Origin of the sequence: Acinetobacter sp. ANC 3903, from assembly GCF_002135315.1 — a bacterium.
Taxonomy (GTDB): Bacteria; Pseudomonadota; Gammaproteobacteria; order Pseudomonadales; family Moraxellaceae; genus Acinetobacter.
On the sequence record NZ_NEGA01000007.1, the window covers coordinates 25,330 to 45,863 of the forward strand.

14 protein-coding genes and 1 pseudogene are annotated in these 20,534 nt (G+C 40.8%); 7 read left to right on the plus strand and 8 right to left on the minus strand.

Annotated features, from left to right (window positions below):
* Positions 1 to 39 precede the first annotated feature (39 nt).
* Positions 40 to 1,161 carry a PilT/PilU family type 4a pilus ATPase gene (locus tag B9T29_RS06740; protein WP_086175194.1) on the minus strand — a complete coding sequence of 374 codons (1,122 nt, stop codon included), beginning with the start codon at positions 1,159 to 1,161 and terminating at the stop codon, positions 40 to 42.
* A gap of 26 nt (positions 1,162 to 1,187) precedes the next feature.
* Positions 1,188 to 2,225: a type IV pilus twitching motility protein PilT gene (locus B9T29_RS06745; RefSeq protein ID WP_086175195.1), complete on the minus strand. Its 1,038-nt coding sequence runs from the start codon at positions 2,223 to 2,225 to the stop codon at positions 1,188 to 1,190.
* A 123-nt stretch (positions 2,226 to 2,348) separates the two neighbouring features.
* On the opposite strand from B9T29_RS06745, the gene B9T29_RS06750 reads away from it, so the two are divergent.
* Together B9T29_RS06750 and B9T29_RS06755 are read left to right on the plus strand one after the other, a co-directional pair.
* Positions 2,349 to 3,035, plus strand: coding sequence for a YggS family pyridoxal phosphate-dependent enzyme (locus B9T29_RS06750; RefSeq protein WP_086175196.1), 687 nt, complete (start codon positions 2,349 to 2,351; stop codon positions 3,033 to 3,035).
* A 162-nt stretch (positions 3,036 to 3,197) separates the two neighbouring features.
* A complete protein-coding gene (locus B9T29_RS06755; protein ID WP_086175197.1) occupies positions 3,198 to 3,995 on the plus strand; it encodes a thioesterase family protein in 798 nt (265 codons plus the stop codon).
* Between the two features lie 75 nt (positions 3,996 to 4,070).
* On the opposite strand, the gene B9T29_RS06760 is transcribed toward B9T29_RS06755, so the two are convergent.
* From B9T29_RS06760 to B9T29_RS06770, 3 genes are all read right to left on the minus strand, one after another.
* Positions 4,071 to 7,667 (minus strand): AAA family ATPase, encoded by a 3,597-nt coding sequence (locus tag B9T29_RS06760; protein WP_086175198.1) that lies wholly within the window; start codon positions 7,665 to 7,667, stop codon positions 4,071 to 4,073.
* Between the two features lie 9 nt (positions 7,668 to 7,676).
* Entirely contained in the window at positions 7,677 to 8,930 is a 1,254-nt protein-coding gene (locus B9T29_RS06765; protein WP_086175199.1) for an exonuclease SbcCD subunit D C-terminal domain-containing protein, read from the minus strand.
* 125 nt (positions 8,931 to 9,055) lie between these two features.
* A complete protein-coding gene (locus B9T29_RS06770) occupies positions 9,056 to 9,433 on the minus strand; it encodes a VOC family protein (RefSeq protein ID WP_086175200.1) in 378 nt (125 codons plus the stop codon).
* Between the two features lie 303 nt (positions 9,434 to 9,736).
* On the opposite strand from B9T29_RS06770, the gene B9T29_RS06775 reads away from it, so the two are divergent.
* The gene (locus tag B9T29_RS06775; protein WP_086175201.1) at positions 9,737 to 10,699 is read left to right on the plus strand and encodes a diguanylate cyclase; all 963 of its coding nucleotides are present in this window, start codon (positions 9,737 to 9,739) and stop codon (positions 10,697 to 10,699) included.
* Between the two features lie 63 nt (positions 10,700 to 10,762).
* On the opposite strand, the gene B9T29_RS06780 is transcribed toward B9T29_RS06775, so the two are convergent.
* Complete coding sequence (locus tag B9T29_RS06780; RefSeq protein ID WP_213033297.1) at positions 10,763 to 11,737, minus strand: MBL fold metallo-hydrolase; 975 nt, start codon at positions 11,735 to 11,737, stop codon at positions 10,763 to 10,765.
* Positions 11,738 to 11,850: 113 nt separating this feature from the next.
* Here B9T29_RS06780 and B9T29_RS06785 point away from each other — a divergent pair, with 113 nt between their 5' ends.
* The gene (locus tag B9T29_RS06785; protein ID WP_086175203.1) at positions 11,851 to 13,707 is read left to right on the plus strand and encodes a P-loop NTPase fold protein; all 1,857 of its coding nucleotides are present in this window, start codon (positions 11,851 to 11,853) and stop codon (positions 13,705 to 13,707) included.
* Positions 13,708 to 13,802: 95 nt separating this feature from the next.
* Here the strand turns inward: B9T29_RS06785 and metG are convergent, their stop codons facing one another.
* Positions 13,803 to 15,860, minus strand: coding sequence for a methionine--tRNA ligase (metG, locus tag B9T29_RS06790; protein WP_086175204.1), 2,058 nt, complete (start codon positions 15,858 to 15,860; stop codon positions 13,803 to 13,805).
* 310 nt (positions 15,861 to 16,170) lie between these two features.
* Between metG and B9T29_RS16770 the strand changes: the two are divergent.
* Both B9T29_RS16770 and B9T29_RS06800 read left to right on the plus strand, forming a co-directional pair.
* Positions 16,171 to 16,977: pseudogene (locus B9T29_RS16770) on the plus strand (hypothetical protein).
* Positions 16,978 to 17,248: 271 nt separating this feature from the next.
* A complete protein-coding gene (locus tag B9T29_RS06800; protein WP_086175205.1) occupies positions 17,249 to 18,052 on the plus strand; it encodes a hypothetical protein in 804 nt (267 codons plus the stop codon).
* Between the two features lie 327 nt (positions 18,053 to 18,379).
* Here the strand turns inward: B9T29_RS06800 and B9T29_RS06805 are convergent, their stop codons facing one another.
* Entirely contained in the window at positions 18,380 to 18,574 is a 195-nt protein-coding gene (locus B9T29_RS06805; protein ID WP_086175206.1) for a hypothetical protein, read from the minus strand.
* A 616-nt stretch (positions 18,575 to 19,190) separates the two neighbouring features.
* Between B9T29_RS06805 and sbmA the strand changes: the two genes are divergently transcribed.
* Positions 19,191 to 20,387 carry a peptide antibiotic transporter SbmA gene (sbmA, locus tag B9T29_RS06810; protein ID WP_086175207.1) on the plus strand — a complete coding sequence of 399 codons (1,197 nt, stop codon included), beginning with the start codon at positions 19,191 to 19,193 and terminating at the stop codon, positions 20,385 to 20,387.
* Positions 20,388 to 20,534: the final 147 nt, after the last annotated feature.

Here is a 20,534-nt window from a genome sequence, read left to right on the forward strand (position 1 = left end):
CAAATGAAGCCTGTTTTTTTTTGCATCTTAATCCGAGCCTTAAGCCTGACCATCGAAAGTAATATTCGAACTGGCGCGCATTAAGCGGTCGCCACCTTCTTCCGACAACTTGATTTGCAAACGCAGATCGTTAGGGGAATCCGCATGTTTCAATGCATCTTTATAAGTAATCTGTTTGGCTTTGTAGAGGTCAAACAGTGCCTGGTCAAAGGTTTGCATTCCCAGCTCACGTGAACGTTTCATCAGGTCTTTAATTTCATGAACATCACCTTTACGGATCAGGTCTGAAATTAAAGGTGAGTTGATCAGGATTTCAATAGCGGCACGACGTGATTTTCCATCTACGGTTGGAATCAGCTGCTGCGCCACGATCGCTCTTAAATTGAGGGACAAGTCCATAAACAGTTGATTGTGACGGTCTGCTTCAAAGAAGTGAATAATACGGTCAATCGCCTGGTTGGCATTGTTGGCGTGTAGGGTAGCAAATACCAGATGGCCGGTTTCAGCAAAGGCAATCGCATAATCCATGGTTTCGCGCGAACGGATCTCACCAATCAAAATGACATCGGGTGCCTGACGTAAGGTATTTTTCAAAGCAACTTCAAAAGAGTCGGTATCAATGCCCACTTCACGCTGGGTAATAATGCAGCCTGCATGTTCATGGATAAATTCAATCGGGTCTTCAATGGTAATGATATGACCCTTTGAATTTTGATTGCGATAGCCAATAATAGATGCTAAAGAAGTGGATTTACCTGTACCTGTCGCACCCACGAACATAATGATACCGCGCTTGGTCATGGCCAATTCTTTTAAAATAGGTGGTAACTTCAGCTGTTCCATGGTTGGAATGACAGTTTCGATACGACGCAATACCATACCGGGTTCATCGCGTTGTTGAAATGCACTGACACGGAAACGGGCAGTTTTGTCGCGGTTGCTGATGGCAAAGTTACATTCGCGAGTTTCAGCAAATTCTTTACGTTGCTTTTCACTCATTATTGAGTTTAAAAGTTGTCCAACAATTTCGCCAGTCAGCTTGGTCTTTGCGATGGGCAGAATCTGGCCATTAATTTTCATGGATGGTTCAACATCAGCCGTAATAAACAAGTCAGATGCCTGTTGTTGAATCATCAAATTGAGTAAATCATTAAAATCCATAATAAGAACCCCAATCCGTTTTAAACTTATAGGAATGCTTCTGGCTGTTTCGCCATGGTGCGCGCAGTTTGCGAACTGATGATGCCTTTAGAGACCAAGGTTTTTAAACTTTGATCAAGCGTAGTCATGCCGTAGTTAGCACCGGTTTGAATGGCAGAATACATTTGTGCCACTTTGTTTTCACGGATCAGGTTACGAATTGCAGGAATACCAATCATGATTTCGTGTGCAGCGACACGACCACCACCATTTTTCTTGAGCAGGGTTTGTGAAATTACAGCCTGTAAGGATTCAGACAACATGGCACGTACCATGTCTTTTTCTTCAGCAGGGAAGACGTCAATCACACGGTCAATGGTTTTTGCTGCAGAGGTGGTATGCAGTGTACCGAATACCAAGTGACCGGTTTCAGCGGCAGTCAATGCCAAACGGATGGTTTCAAGGTCACGCATCTCACCGACCAAAATAATATCCGGGTCTTCACGCAGGGCAGAACGTAATGCTTCGTTAAAGCCATGGGTATCACGATGCACTTCACGCTGGTTGACCAGACATTTTTTAGATTCGTGTACAAATTCGATCGGGTCTTCTACCGTCAGGATATGGTCATAACGCTGGTCGTTAATATAGTCGACCATCGCGGCAAGTGTGGTCGATTTACCCGAACCTGTAGGTCCGGTCACCAGTACAATACCGCGTGGGTAATTACAAATATCTTTAAAGATTTGACCCATGCCTAAATCTTCAATGGTGAGTACTTTTGAAGGAATGGTACGGAACACGGCACCTGCACCACGGTTCTGGTTAAATGCATTCACACGGAAACGGGCTACGCCTGGCACTTCAAATGAAAAGTCAGTCTCTAATTTTTCTTCAAAATCACGACGCTGTTTATCATTCATAATGTCATACACAAGTTTGTGTACTTCTTTATGTTCCAAAGCCGGCAAGTTAATACGGCGAACTTCGCCATCGACACGGATCAGTGGCGGCATCCCGGCAGATAAGTGTAAATCTGATGCCCCGTTTTTAGCTGAAAATGCTAAAAGTTCAGTGATATCCATAATTTCCCCGAGTTCATTTAAATGTTATTTATTTTGATAGAATAATAAGGCTTTCCCCAAGCTTAACCAACAGTTAGTTGCAGGGGCAGGCAAAAAAAGATGAATGAAATGAGAACCTCGTCAATGAATAGTCTTCAACACCCACGAAATCAAGTTATACAGCAAATTGAAGAGGCCTGTAAACAAGCCCGGTGCAATGCGGGAAGCGTACAGTTACTGGCTGTTTCGAAGACGCATCCAAGTGAGTCTTTACGGGAGATGTACCAGACCGGACAACGTGCATTTGGAGAAAATTATTTACAAGAGGCATTGGATAAAATTGAATCTTTAAGTGATCTGGATATTGAATGGCACTTTATTGGTCATGTGCAGCGTAATAAGACTAAACATCTGGCAGAGAGGTTCGCCTGGGTGCATGGCGTAGACCGTCTGATTATTGCAGAGCGTTTATCCAACCAGCGCGAAGCTACACAAGCGCCGTTGAATATCTGTTTGCAAGTGAATATCGATGGGCAGGACACTAAAGATGGTTGTCAGCCGAGTGAGGTTGCAGACCTGGTTAGACAAATCAGCCGGCTGCCCCATTTAAAGTTACGTGGTTTGATGGTGATTCCCGCACCGAATAATCATCAGGCATTTTTAGATGCTCGTGCATTATTTGAAAGTGTAAAAGCTGAGCATGCACAGCCTGAAGATTGGGATACCTTAAGTATGGGAATGTCGGGGGATATGCAGCAAGCGATTGCTGCGGGTTCGACCATGGTTCGTGTAGGAACTGCACTGTTTGGTGCACGGGATTATTCAAAATAAATCGCGAAAACATCAATGCTGATGATTTTGAAAACTGAACTTTAGGGTTCAGTTTTTGTTTTAAAAATTGAACTTTCCACTAAATTTGGGTACAAAAATAACAATCTAAAGGAATAATCTCAATAAGAAACCATTTATTCGACAGGAAAAATAGGGAAGTGTATGGCAGCATATTATCAACTGATTGAGCGAAATACGGATGCAACCGGGGAAGTTACCGCCCATTATCGCTCAACAATACTGGCACAAGGTGCGTGGAATGAGCATGAGCAACACATGGCACCGGCCACAGGCATTATCTGTGCGGAATTAGACCGTTTCATGCCACGTCAAGATATGCGTATTGGCCGTATCAGCCTGGATATTTTAGGTCTGATTCCTGCTGGAGCGTTTAGTGTCAGCACCAAAGTGATTCGCCCCGGAAAAACCATTGAGCTGATTGAGTCGGAAATGAAGTCGCAGGGTAAAACCTGTATTGTGGCCAGGACTTGGCGCATGATGACGCAACATAGCCAGTCAGTAAAAGGTCTGGAAGATGCACATGCAACTGGGCCTGAAGCTGCACCGATCTGGGAAGGAATCCGCCAGTGGCCGGGTGGCTATATCCAGTCGATAGAAGCCAGAAGCCATCAGCGCCGTGCAGGTAAGGGCATCGTTTGGTTACGAACCCAGCATGACATGGTTGAGGATGAGTCCACGAGCGATTTTGTGCGTTTAATGGGGATGGTGGATACCGCCAATGGCATTGTACCGCGTCAGGATTGGCCATTTAGCTGGGGCTTTCCTAATCTGGATTTGCAAATCCATATGCACCGTTTGCCCCAGGGCCAATGGTTGGGTCTGGAAACCATGCAGCAATATGGAGAAGATGGTATTGGCCTGAGCAGTTCGGTACTGCATGATGTGCATGGCCCCTTTGGGCGCAGTGAACAGATTTTGACATTGCGTCCCATCGCCTGACCGACGCTTGCCTGATAAAAAAGCCTAGAAGATGATCTAGGCTTTTTTATGCTTTTGGGGATGAGTTTTTAAATTTTATCCCACAATCTCAATGGTACTTGCCCCAGCACCCAAAGGTTTAACCTGAATCTGCACGGGGATTCGTTCGTGCATTTCCTGAATATGCGAGATCAGCACCACTTTACGGCCCTGATTTTGCAGTTGATCCAGTGCATTCATGACCATGTGTAAAGAAGAGGCATCCAGCGTGCCGAAGCCTTCATCAATAAATAAGGATTCAATTTTCATCGAGCCTGAGGCCATATTGGCAATGGCAAGTGACAAGGCAAGGGCAGTCAGGAAGGATTCTCCACCTGAAAGTGAAGCAACCGAACGGGTTTCTCCATCCATGTCGTGATCAATAATAGCCAGACTCAAGGAGTGCTCCAGGCGCTTCAGCGTATAGCGCTGTGACAGCAGGGCCAGTTGCTGGTTGGCATGTTCAATCAAGATATCCAGATTGTATTGCTGGGCATAATCACGGAATTTTTTACCGCTGGCATCACCCATCAGTCCTGAAATTTTGCCCCAACGATGTTCTTCGGTTTGAATTTGCTGAATACGTTCGGCGAACTGCTGTTGCTTGGCCAAATTGCGCTGATGCAGTTCTAGTTTGATATTGTGTGCATCACGTAAAGCCTGGGCATCTTTCAGTTGTTGCACCAGTTCATTAAGTTTTTGCTGTAATTGTTTAAAGTCAATTTCAGGCTGCTGAACAAGATGTTGCAGTTGCTGCTGCTGTAAGGTGTTGACTGCCGATTGTGCATCAGTCAGGTTGCGTTCAGAGGCCTGAACAACCTGACGGATATGTTGTTCTTGTTCATTGGAAATCTGCTTAAGCTGTTTCAGTACAGTCAGATTGAAATCGTTATGTTGAGCAAGCCAATGCTGGATTTCTAAATTTGCAGTGGACTGTTGAGCTTCAAGTTGTGCCAGCTGTGTTTTGAATTGATCGAGCTGGCGTTGTTGTTCAATGAACTGCTGACGAACTTGATCATAACTATGGCGAACTTGGTTGAATTGCAGCTGTAAAATTTTTCTTTCTGCATCGTATTCACTGAGCCAGTCATGAGGTTTTTCAACCTGTTTCTGTGACATGTTGAAAATCAGTTGCAGCGCCTGTTCGGTATTTTCCTGTCCTTTGCGTTGCAAATCTGCTTTTAATTTTTCAGTTGCAGCAATTTGCTCAACACCAAAATTCACTTTTTGATCGAGTGTATTGAGATGCTGCTGTTGTTCAGTTATCTGTTTAGCCAAACTTTCCAAGGCTTGTAGCAGCTCTGCCCGTTGGCTTAATTGCTGTGCCAGTGCAGAAGCAGTGACCAAGGTTTGAACCGACCAGGCCTGTTTTTGTTCAGCTGAAAGCAGATCAATAATGTACTGAATATTTTGCTCAGCCTGATGCACACTCGAAAGCTGTTGCTGGATGTGCTGAATGTTTTGGATTAAAGCACGCTGCTCTTGTTGAGTGCGTTCTAATAGCAGCAGTTGTTGTTCAATCTTATCCACATTGTCTTGTAGCGCTTGTGCAGACTGAACAAGCTGTTGCTCAATCAGCTCCGATGATTGAGCAAAATCAAGTGTGATTTGTACACTATCAGCCAAGGATTGTAATTGTTGCTGAACGTTGAGGGTTTCATGCGCTAATTGTTTGAATCGCTGCTGATGCTGTTCTAAAGCTGAACTTTGCTGCGTCAAACTGTGTTGCACTTTTTGCCATGCCTCAAAGCTTTCCTTTTCCAGCTGTATGGCTTGCTGTTCTTGTTGTTGCTGTAGCTGCATCAATTCATCAGACAGGGTTTTATGGTCTTGTTTGTAAGGATGTGCCGTACTGCCACAGACCAGACAAGCTTCGCCGTCAATCAGCTGTTCACGCAGCTTTTCGATATTTTCTGCATGCAATAAACGCTGTTGTTGTAGAACGCGTTGTAAAGTTTCGCGTTCTTGCTGTTGAGATTGATATTTCAATTCAGCTTGCGCTACTTGTGTTTTTAAATCTGCAACTAATTGCGTAAGTTCCGTGCATCTTGCTTGAACCTGCTGTTGCTCTATGTTGATCTGAACATATTGCTTGAACTGGCTTTGAACCAGACTGAGCTGATGACTCTGTTTGAGCTGGTTTTCACGACTTTGGCGTTGTGCCGAAAGCTGCGCACTGATCTGTTCATCCTGTCCAAATTGTTGTTGCAATGAGGAGAGTTGTTGCTGCTTTTGCTCAAGTTGAGTGGCCGCAGAATGAACTGAACCATAGGCTTGTTCAAAGTTTTGATATTGCTGGATAAAGCGTTGCAATGGGTTTAAATGTGCTTTTAAACCATCATCCAGAGTTTTGAATTGCTCGGTTTGAATCAGTACATGGGCTTGCTGTTGGTGTTGTTGCTTGAGCTGTTCAAGCTGTTGCTTGAGCTGGTTTTGCTGATCGAGTAAAGGTTGTTGCTCCTGTTTGAGCTGCAAAATTTTGCCATGGGAATCTTTGAACTGCTGACCAATATATTCACGTTCCTGAATGCATTGGCGAACCTGGTCTATGGTTTGCTGATGGGTCTGTTCAAAAGTTTGCTGTGCTTTGAACTGCTCATCTACAGTTTGAAATTGCACTTTTTCCAGTTCATGGCGCTGTTGAATAGTAGCGAAATGTTGTTCGGTAGTTTGCAGCTGTGGATGCAGTTTTTGCAGATCAGATTGAACCTTATGCTGTTGAATCACACTCGGGCGAATTGAAGCAAATACTTCAAGTTGTTTGAGTTGTTCACGTTCACTCGCCAATTGCTGATATTGCAGTTGTTGGGCTGCAAGTTGTTGTTGGCGGGCTTGAATATCTTTTTCAAGTTGCAGCTTACGTTCAAACCATTGCTGCTGCTGATTCAGCTTGTGCTTTTCAGTTTCCAGTTGCGTGAGCTGTTGTTGTGTTTCGGCTAATTGTGTTTGATGATCAGAGACTTGCTCTTCGGAAAGCAGTTCAATATGTCCTAAGATATTTTCCAGTTCTTTACGCTGATTGGCAATCAGCTTGGTTTTTTCATAAGCCAGCTGGCCAATTTTGCCAAAGATGTTGGAATTGGTCAGATATTCCAGTAATTCACCGCGTTCATTATCACGGGCTTTTAAAAATGCCGTGACTTCGGATTGGGCCAGCAGAACTGCGCGGGTAAATTGTTCAAAACTGAGCTGGCTGATTTTGTGGATACTGGCATCGACAGCTTTGGCTTTATCGGCAATCACAACGCCATCGGTCAGGCAGGTTAAATAACGCTGTACACTTTGCAGTTTGCCATCGACTTTTTCACGTGAACGTTTCAGCTCCCAGCGCGCAAGATAGCGTTTCTGGTCCTGTGCGACAAAGCAGACTTCGGCAAAGCCATGCGCGGTGCCCCGGCGCAAAACTGTCAAAGGTGAGTTGGTCAATAACTCTGAACCGTCTACATCGACCAGTTTTCCGTCGCTGTCTTTTAAACGTGGAATTTTATTAAAGAGAGCCAGACACATGGCATCTAAAATCGTGGATTTTCCGGCACCGGTTTTGCCTACCACGGCAATCAAACCTGCACTGGCTAAAGGTTCACTTTCAAAATCAATAAAATGTTCACCTGAAAGGGAGGCCAAATTTTTTATACGAATCGATAAAATTTTCATGGATGGCCCTTAATGGATCTGTTGTTCTTCTAGTGACTTTTGTGCTTCGTGAAGCAGGCTCATAAAATCTTTAAAAACATCTTCATCATTGCTATAGCCTTGCTTTTCCCAGATCTGCTGGAATAGTTTTTCTGGGGTTGGCGGTTCCAGGCAAATTTTGGCAATTGTGGAGCTGCCATTTTCTGCAGACAAATATTGCCGTGAAATGCGCACCAGACGATAACGGTTTTTAGGCAGCGCTTCTTCAAATTGTTGTCTTAAATTGGGCAGTGGGGGCGTCAGGGTATGATATTCGATATCGACATATTCACGCTGATCAATATTTTCAATTTCACCTTCAGGCAAGGCTTTGAGTTTTTGTATCACCTCATTCAATTCACCGCGAATTTTATGCAGCTGAATACTGCGCGGAATAGCAACGGCCTGGAACTGAAAGCGTGACTCATCTTCACGTGCAGGATCAATATTCACTTCAACAATCTGATGTTTATAGTTGATTTCACTAAAAGAGAGAGGAATCGGGGAGCCACTGTAACGAATATGGGCATGCTGGACTTTTTGCGGTTTATGCAAATGCCCCAGCGCGACATAATCAATACAGTCATCAAATAATGCAGTCGATAAGGCTTCTTCATTGCCTATAATAATCGGGCGTTCCGAATCGGATGTTTCACCGCCTTGCATATGCGCATGTGACATCAGAATAAGCGCCTGATCATCCGTTTTACGTTTTTTTGCTTCGGCAATCAGTTGCTGGTGCAAATAGGCAATCGCATTTTGGCTATTGGTAGTATGTTCATTAAAACCGGTAATTTCTGCAGGGCGTAAAAAGGGTAGCGCTAAACACCAGGCCACAACGTGTTTCTGTTGATCATAAATGGGAACCAGTAAGCGCTCTAGGTCAATGTGTTCAGCAGCATTTTTATGAATCACTCCGACCGTTTTAGCATTATATTTTTCCAGTAAAGGCTCAACCTGTTCAATGCGGTAACCCGAGTCATGGTTTCCTGCAATCATCAGGGTTTGCATATGCGGGGCAATGGCATGTACATCGGCTAAAAATTGATAGAGCTGCTTTTGCGCACTGGATGCAGGATTGATGACATCAAAAATATCGCCTGAAATTAGTAGGGCATGTGGTTGTTTTTCTTTAATTTGCTCAATTAACCAGCTTAAAAACTGTTCATGTTCATAATGGCGTGAATGGTTGTAAAAGAACTGTCCTAAATGCCAGTCTGATGTATGCAAAAAATGAACAGCCACGAATGCCCCAAATCACATTGGATAAAATGAGCCTATAAATTACCATAAATAATGCAGCCTATTCTGCATTTGATCACAGGTGTAATCGCATAATTTATGATAATCCATTTAATCTTAAAGCCTTTTTATTGGGCATTTTCATCTGCTTCTACCAGACCAAAGGTATTGTGATCGAGGTCGAGAAAATATCCCTGCCAGCAACGTCCGGGAATGGCAAATTTATTCATGGCAATTTGACCGCCTGCGTTCAGAATTTTTTGGGTCACTTCATCGAAATTTTCAACCAGAACAGAGCAGGTATAAGCATTGGTACCACAATGTGTCGGCGGAACTTCTGCAGAGCGTTTCAGTAAGCCGCCAGACATATTTTCAGTTTTGATCTGGTAATATTCAATCGGCAGATCTGCAACTTTGCTAAATTCCCAGCCAAAAACAGACTGGTAAAAATTAATGTCTCTGGCTGGATTGGAAGACTGGATTTCAAAGTAAACAATATTATTCATCATGTTATCCTGAGTGTTGTTTTGAAAATTTTAGAAAAACAGAGGGGAGCGGTTCCAAGTGCAGAACATACGGATTACTTCGAAAATAAATCAAATAGCTAGAAATATATGTTTCTTCTTGGAGAGAAATTGTAGAATAAATAATCATCTTGAAATTTAAAAATGTTCAGTGGTGAAAAAGCAGTTTTTATTGGGGAACCTGTTTCAAGCAGGCTAGTCATCAAGAGAGTATTGAAATGTCGTGTATGCTAAAACCAGAACATACGAAGACATTTTTTTGCCCATTCAAATTAGAGTAGTCCTATGCCGAAAAATCCGTTTGATGAGCAGCAATTGTCGAATGACATGTTTTATAAAACATTATTAGAGTCGACTTTGGCCATACCCTGGAGCATAGACTGGGCAACAAAAACGTTTAGTTATATTGGTCCTCAAATTGAAAAGTTACTGGGCTGGGAACAGGATTCATGGAAGTCGGTGCAGGACTGGGCAGACCGTATGCACCGGGATGATCGTGATCATGTCCTGAATTATTGTGTGTCGCAATCCATCGCGGGTATAGATCATGAAGCGGATTATCGTGCCTTAAAGGCAAGCGGCGGATATTGCTGGATTCGTGATGTGGTTCATGTGGTACGCAAGGAAAATGGTGAAGTTGAACGTTTAGTCGGCTTTATGTTTGATATTTCTGAACGTAAGAAAAAGGAAGAAGAATTAAAAGCGTTGCACCGTAAGCTGGAAGAATTTTCCTATAAAGACGGTTTAACTGAAATTGCCAACCGACGCTTATTTGATGATTTTTATTCACGTGAATGGAACAACGCAATACGTGAACAAAAGCCCCTGTCGGTCATTTTGATCGATATCGATTTCTTTAAACAATACAATGATTTTAATGGGCATATTATCGGCGATGCCTGTATCAAGCAGATTGCACAGATGCTGGAAAGTTGCTGTGTACGTCCACGTGACCTAGTGGCACGTTATGGGGGCGAGGAATTTGCGATCGTGTTGCCAGATACCCCTTTAAAGGGGGCGGTTCAAATTGCAGAAGATATACTTCGCATGATGGATCAGGCAAAACTACCCCATCGGGCCTCTCCTATTTCAGAAAATGTCAGTTTAAGTCTGGGGGTGAAATGTATTTGTCCGACAGAGAAAGATGACAAAATACACTTTCTGAATATGGTTGATAAAAACCTGTTTAAAGCCAAACAAACCGGACGTAAACGTTTTGTTGCCGATGAAACTAAAATCATGGTTTAGGTCACAGCAGTTCATCAAAAAATAATCCCCTGTATTGAGGGGGTTATTTTTATTCATCTTTTATCAATCTTTAAAATGTACCGGAATCCACTGATAGCTCTTACCATCTTGAGAGTAAATATGGCCAAGACCGGGGAAAGGTAAATGCGGGGCGGCAATGAGCTGACCGTCTTTGGCATATTCGGCAAAGTGTTTTAAACGGGTTTGTACCGCTGCTTTAGGATCAGTATCAAACTCGATTGCAGTCTCAGGACGGTCAAACTGCAAAGTATGGGAATGCACGATGTCGCCAATAAATACGACTTCCTGACCATCAGCTTTGAGTTTAAAGCTGTAATGTCCCGGAGTATGTCCGAAGGATGGCTTAAATTCGATACCGCCAAAGGCTAAAGATTTATCAGAAAACACTTTCACTTTTTTGGCTTTTTCATACGGCGCTAAAGCTGCTTTAATTTTTTCAACCGTGCCTAAAAATGCAGCCTGTTTGCCTTTTGGCAGTTTCTTCACGGTATTGGGATTTAACCAGTAATCGTATTCTGTTTTGGCAATGTGCAGCGTGGCATTTGGATAATTGGCTACGCCGTTATTGGAAATACCACACACATGGTCAGGGTGTAAGTGGGTCAGGAAAATCTCGTTCACTTGTTCAGGTTTGTAGCCTGAGGCTTTGAGATTGTTATAGATCGAACCTAAATGCGTACCAAAGCAGCTGGCTGCACCGCTGTCCACCATCAATAGTTGATTGCCTGTATTAATCAAAAATGCATTTACCGAAGTTTGGATGCCTTGGGCTTGATCGGCATAATATTTTTTGAGAATCTCGGTTTTTTCAGTATCACTTAAGTCTTTAAACATGGTTGGGTTGAGGTAAAGCGTACCATCAAGTAGGGCGGTGATTTGGGTGTTGCCGAATTGGTGATGGTAGTAGCCAGCAACTTGTTTTGGAGATTCGATGGTGGTGGGTTCAGCAGCTTGGGTCGTGGTGATGGTTGCTGTGCCAAGGGTTAAAGCGAGAAGGAGGGGTTTTAGGTTTTTCATGGGGTTTTTATTGATTTTAAAAAGATGGATTATTTTTAGCATGTTGTGAAATATTTTTCATTGAGTTTTAATTCAACCAATTCATTCTAATTAAAAAGAGTAAACCAAAGAGTATGTCTACTTATATTTCAGAGCCTAATAAACATATCGAAGATTACTTAGACTATTACTTCGATGGGAAAAAGAATTTCGAATATGCTGTGTTATTGAACGGAGCATGGGGAAGTGGGAAGACATGGTTTGTAAAGCAATATCTAGAAAAGAAAGAAGATCAGGGAAAAAAGATCTGTTATGTAAGCTTAAATGGAATTACTAAAACCTCTTTGATTGATGAGGCTATTTTTAAAAGTATTCATCCAATACTTGGTAGTAAAGGTGCAAAATTAGCAGGTCAAATTTTAAAAGGGACACTGAAGGCAACTGTAAAAATTGATTTAGATGGTGATAGTAAATCTGATGGAAGCATCTCAGGTGGGATTCCCAAAATTGAGTTACCAGATTATTTAAAAATTAATGATAACTTCATTTTAGTTTTTGATGACTTAGAGCGTTGTGAGTTAAAAAAAGAAGAGGTACTTGGCTATATTAATTATTTTGTAGAACAAGAAAATATTAAAACACTTATTGTGTCGAATGAAGAAGAAATTAAAGATAATGATGAATATTCTAGAAAAAAAGAGAAGTTAGTCGGGGCAACTTTTAGTTATACAGAAGATCAGGATTTAGCAATTGAAAGCATTCTAATGGAAGTTGAAGATCAAGAATTACAGCATCTTCTAAATTCTAATTTAGAATTAATTAAGCAAAGATTTAATCAGGTTGGATATAAAAATTTAAGATCTTTTAAGCAGACAATTTTTGCTTTTGAAAAATTTTATAAAAAGGATTATTTTTCTCCAAAAGGCGATTTTGACAATGAAATTTTTGAAAAATTATTGAAAGCTTTTTTGATTCTTTCATTAGAAAATAAGAAAGGAAGGTTTGATAAAAAAATATTCAATTTTAAACCTGATTTAGATGAAAAACTGAATAAGGAGCCTGTAGATAAAATTGCAGAAGCGATATCAGGATTTGAAGGTGATGATGCACAAGAGTTTAAGAAAAAGTATCAAATGAGTTTTAATGATTATATTTTTTCTAAAAACCTATGGGATCAAATTCTTAATAAAAATATTATTACTGATGCCTTAATTGAGGCTGAGTTATATGAGGCATATTTTCGATTGAAAGAAGATCATCCAGTATGGCTCAAACTTTGGCATTACTTAAATTTAAGCGATGAAGATTTTTTTGCATTAGTAAAACAAGCGAAGCAAAGTATAGAAAATTCAGAATTAACAGACGTTACGGATATTCTGCATACTGTTAGTATGTTGATATTTTTTAGTGAAAAAAAGTTGATTAATTTTTCAATAGAGCCATTACTTGATAAAGCTATAAATAGATTCAAAAAAATAGTAAATATTGATGATCGATATAAAAGTATAAGTTATTTTGATCTTAGTGAACAATTAGGAGGGTATGGATTGTATGCTAGGGATTCGGACATTTTCAAAAGTTTTTTAGAAAAAATCGCAGATGCATATGAAGAGAAGTACTTAGAAAAAAATTCTGAAAGATATAGTGAACTGCTTGAATTAATGCAGACTGATCCTTATTCATTTTATGAAAAACTAACAAATCAATACTATGACTATCCAATATTAAAATGTTTTGAAGTTGAAGATTTTTTAGATCAACTTTGCAAAATTAACTTTAAAAATGCAATGAGCGTATTAGATGCACTTAATTATAGATATAAAATTATTTCGCAGTCTAAAATATATTTACAAGAACAAGATTGGTTTGAGAAATTGATAGTTTTAACTAATAAAAAATTAGTAAAATCAAAAGGAATTGAAAAACACAAAATAGAAGAAAAATTTATACCTAAACTGTCTCAGATAAAAGAGGAGGCTTATAAAGGTTGAAATCACGATCCTTTCCTAAGCATCTCTTTTAATATTATCAAAATTGAAAAAAGCCCCTACATCAGTAGAGGCTTTTTCTCATCTTAATCTAACAATTAAGACACTTTATCACCCGGTTTAGCACCAAATTCAGGTGAAATCACCCAAACACCTTCGCCATTACCCGCAGCCAATACCATACCATTCGAGATACCAAAACGCATCTTACGTGGAGCAAGGTTTGCCACCATCACCACCAATTTGCCTTTTAAGTCTTCAGGTTGGTAAAACTCACGAATACCACTAAATACATTGCGCGGCTCAGCTTCACCGACATTCAACGTCAATTGAAGAAGTTTGTCAGAACCTTCAACAGTTGCAGCTTCAAGAACTTCAGCTACGCGAAGGTCAACTTTCATAAAGTCTTCGATACCGATGATTTCAGCTTCGCCCACTTTAGGTTCAGCTTTCTTCTCTTTGGCTTTCTCTTTTTTCTTTTCCACTTTTGGTGCTTCAGCAGGGGCAGCTAAAGAATCTTTAGATGCATCGACCATTGCTGCAACAGCTTTCGGGTCAACACGCTGCATTAACGGTTGGAACAATGCAATTTCATGACCGACCAGAATTGTTTCACGAGAAGCAAAGTCAAAAGATGCCAATTTCAAGAAGGCTTGAACCTGTTCAGCCAACGTTGGAAGTACAGGAGCCAGATACACTGCCAATTGACGGAACAGGTTGATACCTACAGAACATACGTCATGAACCTGTTGTTCTTCGCCTTCAATTTTTGCTAAAGCCCAAGGCTTTTTCTCATCGATATATTGGTTGGCTTTGTCTGCAAGCGCCATGATTTCACGAATCGCAGCAGAGAACTCACGTGCTTCATATTGAGCAGCAATAGACGTACCCGCATCAATAAAGCTTTGAACCAGTTCAGGCTCTGCACAAGTCGCGCTTAACTTATTATCAAATTTGGTATTGATGAATTTCGCACAACGACTGGCAATGTTGACCACTTTACCCACAAGGTCTGAATTCACTTTTTGTACAAAGTCATCCAGGTTCAAGTCAGAATCTTCAACTTTGTCAGAAAGCTTAGACGCGAAGTAGTAACGTAGGTATTCAGGGTTCAAATGCTGTAGGTAAGTTTCAGCTTTAATGAAGGTACCGCGAGATTTCGACATCTTCTGACCATTTACAGTCAAGAAACCATTCACAAATAAGCCTGATGGCGTACGGTAGTTCGCACCTTCAAGCATCGCAGGCCAGAACAATGCGTGGAAATAAACGATATCTTTCCCAATGAAGTGATACACCTCATTTTCAGAGTCTTTTTTCCAGTAATCATCAAAGCTGAGTTCTGGACGTTTGGTCTTGATGTAATTTTCAAAACTCGACATATAGCCGATTGGCGCATCAACCCAAACATAGAAGTATTTGTTTGGCGCATCTGGAATTTCAAAACCAAAATAAGGCGCATCACGTGAAATATCCCAATCGTTTAAGCCATTGTCGAACCATTCATCTAACTTGTTCGCAATAGAAACTGGTAAACGACCTTCGTCACGGGTCCATTTTTGCAAGTATTCAGCAAAGTTTGGCAGTTTAAAGAAGTAATGGTCTGAAGATTTTTCTACAGGCGCTGCACCGCTTAAAGTCGATTTTGGATTTAATAATTCAGTTGCGTTATAGGTTGTACCGCAAACTTCGCATGAGTCGCCATATTGATCTTCCGCTTTACATTTCGGGCATGTGCCTTTAATGAAACGGTCAGACAGGAACATGCCTTTTTCCGGGTCGAACAATTGAGTCACAGGGCGAACTGCAATATTGCCTGCTTCACGGTTTTTAATGTAGATCTCTTCCGAGCGTGCCTTGTTGGCATCGCTGTTGGTCGAGTCATAATGGTCAAAATGCACGCCGAAACCGTCAAAGTCACGGATATGTTCTTTTTGCACATTGGCAATCTGTTGTTCCGGTGCAATACCATTGGCTTCAGCACGCAGCATGATGGCTGTACCGTGAGCATCATCCGCGCAGACATAAGTCACACTATGACCCATTGCACGCATGGCACGAACCCAGATATCTGCCTGGATATAACCGAGTAGGTGACCCATATGGATCGGGCCATTGGCGTAAGGAAGGGCATTGGTGACTAGTATTTTACGCACGGATTCACTCTCTCATTCGTATTCATTATGCAATGGGCCATAATTTTACATGATGCAGAGGGGATTACAAAGAAATGCTTTAGCTGAAGCACAACCAATAAAGCGGCCTGAATATTTAAATACAAAATTCGATATCATCCGATGAGCGACGATTAAACAATTGATCGAGTTACGTTAGCGCTACTTCCTGCACTCAATAGCAACAATATGTACAGGCTTTGTTGCAGTTTACTTAATTCACCTACTTCGTTGCATGCTTTGTGCTAAAAAAATTGTCTGATAATTTCCATGACACCTCAGGAGGGTACGCATGACTCAGAATAACCAGACCAGTACTTTGAAGCAGAACCAAGATAAAGAACAATATGCGCGAGAACAGAATGATCAAATTGAAAAAGAGCAAAAGCAGAACCAGATCGATAAACAGCATAATCAAGCCTATCAGGAAGATCTAGAAGCCCAGAACAGCAATACTGATGAAAAGTCTGAAGCTAAGCAAAGTGCTCAGCCAAATGATTAACATGCAGACCAAAAAGATCATTCTGATAATTCTAAAGAAGCTCAGTCAGGCAAGTCAGATAAAAAAACTGAAACCATTAAGATGGATGACTTAAAAGCGAAGGCGATCGCCATTGGTGAGGAACTACTGAAAAAAGGCGAAAAGATTCTGAATGAGCTAAAAAATAGCAAGTCAGACAGTCAGCAAAATGGTGAACAAAGTTCTGGTGACTCTAAACAGGCTAAAACCGATCATACCTCGGAAAATAAATCGGCAAATCAGTCAGATCAGCAGGACCGTATGGCACATTTCAAAGATGAGGCCCTGCATAAGTTTGAAGACACCAAACAGAAAATTACCGAGTTAGTGAGTGAAGCCAGTGTCAAACTGGGTGAGCTGAGACAGATGGCGACTGACACAATGAGTAAAATGAAAGGAGAAGATCAATCTCAGTCAGGTGAGCCGAAAAAGCACGATCAGGATTCTTCGTCCAAGGACAATAAGGACAAAGACCAGAACTCAGCTCAGAGCAATGACAAAGATGCCTCCAAAAAGGATCATGATAAAACCGATCAATTTGAGCAAAACAAGCCTGACCAAAATAAAAATCATAAATAATGCTTTCAACTTAAAAGCTCCTTCAGTCAGAACATGATTGAAGGAGCTAGAAAGGCCGAAAAATTTAAGATCGTCCCGATACCCTCAAAACATGGGCCATCTGCATTGGGCAATGTCTAATTCAGGTGAACTATTATTCAGTGTTTATGACATTAAGTGAATCTCTATTGGGATTCAGTCATTTGTCATAGTATTTATCTTCTAGCGCTATATGCTGTATTGAATACCTGTGATAATAGCCACTTAGCAATGTGCCAAGAGTAAACAGTTCATGATTGAAGAAGATGATTTTGATTACGACCAACCTGTCACGCGCATTAAACAAAATGCTGCGAGTCAAAAACAATTGGGCAGTCAGATTTTAAAAGATGCTGAGCAATACCTTGAGGATATCTCTGCTGATGAACATACATTTTTAATTAAGACCTTATTGGGCTTAGCAGAGCAAGATGCTTACTTTCAAGTCTTAGCAGATAAGCTAGATCAACCGATTGGCGCAAAGTTTGCCAATGATGCTTTAAACCTCATGCATTTTTGGCCGGCAATTCATCAGTTTGAAGATGTTGAACAATTCAATTTACTCGACATCATTAACAGCGAAAACTTTCAAAGCGAAATGCTGAAAGCTTTTGATGCTTTAGAGATTGATGAAGAGATTAAAGCTCAGCGCCGTTTGGTTCTGCTTGAAAGTTTTAAAATGTACAAGCTTGGCTTCTATAGCGGTTGTATCCCAAACGTCTATGCACAGCTTGAAGGGATCTTGACTGATGTTTTAATCAAAACCGGTTTCTTAAAACAAAACGGCACCAAGTTTGTTGATGTGTATAAAATAGTTCCGGGTCTAAAAGGCAACGAGATTAAAAGTCTATGGCATAAGTCGAAAATTGCTACTGAATTGAATCCTTATTTTACTGAACTTGCTGCCTATAAAATGGATTCAAGCTCTAATGTAACCATGACTCGTCATAACATTCTGCATGGTACGGATCTGAATCATTTTAATCAGGAACGCAGCTTTGTGCTGTTTATCTGGCTGTTTTCAGCGTTAAGTTTTATGAGTACGCTTAAATACTAATAAAATTCATTCATCATCATAGGGTTAAATGGATTTTTATTTAAGTTGGATTAATACTGAATAGATGAGAAATAGATGGAATTTTTACGTTTAAAATGAATAAAGAATCTATCTGTTTTTATCGCTTTGATCAGCAGCAGAGGTTTTAAAAGGAATTTTTAATTTCATGCAGGTTATTTAAATGCTTTGATGTGAGCCAAATGTTATTTTTATTTTATCTATTATTGCGGGCGCATCAGAATTCTCAAACTTGAGTTTGCGGGGAAGTCATACTCAAGTTGAGGTCTCTAAATTACGCGTTTTAATCACTAGAAAAATCTAATGAAATTAGAGTTCACGCCAAACTTTATTTTCATCTTGCAAAGAAACAGTGAAATTGAAGTCTGAATCGTCTGATACAAGCAGACTAGTCGGTGTGTGCATAACGACTTTTAAAATAGTCCCTTGTTCAAAAATGAGAGGATCGCAGTTCTCTTTTTGCAAGGTTACTGGTTTTAATAATTCGATGACTAATTTTTCCATGTTACTTCCCCTGTACGTTATAAATTAGGTTAATAATATCATAAATTGCTAGATATTTAACCAATTTTATCAGTTTTGTGAATTAAATCAAAAACAAACGAATCAAATTTATCGTGTAATTTGTATACTGAATAAAAAATGAGAGGAGATTAAAATTTATATTTTGATTTATCTTTGGTTTTTTAATATTTCCCTAGAATTTATATGGGTTTCACTGTTTGGTCATTTTTAAGAACATTTTAATTTATCCGATCTAAGCTGGGTCAAGATTTGACTAAAAGTCATTTGAGCATCGCATTTTTGATTGTGGCAAATGCTGGAATGTTTGTAATAACGATTACAAAAGTACTGTGTTGAATGAGAGATCTCTAGAACTTTAAGCCAAATTGAAATGACAAAAACTTCATCAAAGGCTGAATAGACAATACAACTGGCTTATTGAATGGTTACTCAAGGAAAACGATTTCACCTGAAAAAACATTTCACAAACAGTGTATAAGTTGCTAAAAAGATGAAAAGACTAGAATAATAGCCGCTTCATCCATCCAGCTTCAATGGGCTGGGTTGTGGTGGATCGGCAAGTTTGAAACTAAAAATAAAGGAATAGCTCTAGCTAATGTTTAAATCTTTTTTTCCGAACCCGAAGTGGTTCTTTTCGTCATTGGTGCTATGGTTTGTCATCAATATTGCCTTGTGGTATTCCGGTGGCAATACTTGGGGAACCTTTTTGGGCTTTGCACCCGGCTATGCCACGGCGGAATTACCTATTGGCGTAAGTCGCTTTTGGGCACCTTCATTTTTATGGTTTTATCTATGGTTCCTGATCTCAACCGTTATTTTTGCCCTGTTCTGGCGGTTTAAATCCAGCAATCCATGGCAAGGCTGGTCGGTCTGGGGCTCGGCTTTTATTCTGTTTAATATCTGGTTTGCCGTACAGGTAAATGTGGTGGTCAATGCCTGGTACAGCCCGTTTTATGACCTGATTCAGAAAATGCTGAGCAGTGGTGGCGGTGATGTCAATTTACTTTACAACGAAACCTTAACTTTCCTGTATGTGGCAATGGTGTATGTGACCATTGCCGTGTTTAACCTGTTTTTTGTCAGTCATTATGTATTCCGCTGGCGTACGGCCATGAATGAGTATTACACGGCTCATTGGGAACAGTTACGTTATATTGAAGGGGCATCGCAGCGTATTCAGGAAGATACCATGCGGTTTGCCAAAACCACCGAGAGTTTGGGGGTGAGCTTCATTCAAGCCTTAATGACGCTGATGGCTTTTTTACCGGTGTTACTCCAGTTGTCATCGCATGTGAAACAGCTGCCTGTGGTGGGTGAAATTCCTTATGCGCTGGTCTGGGCGGCGATCAGTTGGGCGGTATTGGGTACTGTGGTGTTGATGGTCGTCGGTTATAAATTGCCGGGTCTGGAATTTAATAACCAGAAGGTTGAAGCTGCTTACCGTAAGGAACTGGTCTATGGTGAAGACTATGCTGACCGTGCCGATCCGCTGACCTTAAAAGAACTGTTCAGCCGCGTGCGTTTTAACTATTTCCGCCTGTATTTCCATTATGCCTATTTCAACATGGTACGAATCTGGTACATGCAGCTGGATAATCTGTATGGTTTATTTGTGCTGTTCCCAAGTATTGCCGCAGGGGCGATTACACTAGGCCTCATGATGCAGATCGCGAATGTATTTGGTAAGGTGCGTGAGTCATTCCAGTATTTAATCGAGTCTTGGCCGACCATTATCGAATTGCTTTCAATTTATAAGCGTTTAAGAGCATTTGAATCGACTTTGCATAAGTAGTAAATACTTAAATTCAGCAATAAAACCCGTGTAATGCGGGTTTTTTTATGGCGTTTAATTTTAGGTTCATAAAAAATATCGAGATGTGCGCGACCAGATGAATCCAAGCCTATTTGAATGAACTAGGGATCTACGCATGAAAGGCAG

What these genes read in the sequence shown, in the direction of transcription:
- B9T29_RS06755 (WP_086175197.1), top strand. Translation starts at nt 3,198, where the DNA reads ATGGCAGCATATTATCAACTGATTGAGCGAAATACGGATGCAACCGGG.
- B9T29_RS06800 (WP_086175205.1), top strand. Translation starts at nt 17,249, where the DNA reads ATGATTGAAGAAGATGATTTTGATTACGACCAACCTGTCACGCGCATT.
- B9T29_RS06775 (WP_086175201.1), top strand. Translation starts at nt 9,737, where the DNA reads ATGCCGAAAAATCCGTTTGATGAGCAGCAATTGTCGAATGACATGTTT.
- B9T29_RS06785 (WP_086175203.1), top strand. Translation starts at nt 11,851, where the DNA reads ATGTCTACTTATATTTCAGAGCCTAATAAACATATCGAAGATTACTTA.
- sbmA (WP_086175207.1), top strand. Translation starts at nt 19,191, where the DNA reads ATGTTTAAATCTTTTTTTCCGAACCCGAAGTGGTTCTTTTCGTCATTG.
- B9T29_RS06770 (WP_086175200.1), bottom strand. Translation starts at nt 9,433, where the DNA reads ATGAATAATATTGTTTACTTTGAAATCCAGTCTTCCAATCCAGCCAGA.
- B9T29_RS06740 (WP_086175194.1), bottom strand. Translation starts at nt 1,161, where the DNA reads ATGGATTTTAATGATTTACTCAATTTGATGATTCAACAACAGGCATCT.
- B9T29_RS06780 (WP_213033297.1), bottom strand. Translation starts at nt 11,737, where the DNA reads ATGAAAAACCTAAAACCCCTCCTTCTCGCTTTAACCCTTGGCACAGCA.
- B9T29_RS06745 (WP_086175195.1), bottom strand. Translation starts at nt 2,225, where the DNA reads ATGGATATCACTGAACTTTTAGCATTTTCAGCTAAAAACGGGGCATCA.
- B9T29_RS06760 (WP_086175198.1), bottom strand. Translation starts at nt 7,667, where the DNA reads ATGAAAATTTTATCGATTCGTATAAAAAATTTGGCCTCCCTTTCAGGT.
- B9T29_RS06750 (WP_086175196.1), top strand. Translation starts at nt 2,349, where the DNA reads ATGAATAGTCTTCAACACCCACGAAATCAAGTTATACAGCAAATTGAA.
- B9T29_RS06805 (WP_086175206.1), bottom strand. Translation starts at nt 18,574, where the DNA reads ATGGAAAAATTAGTCATCGAATTATTAAAACCAGTAACCTTGCAAAAA.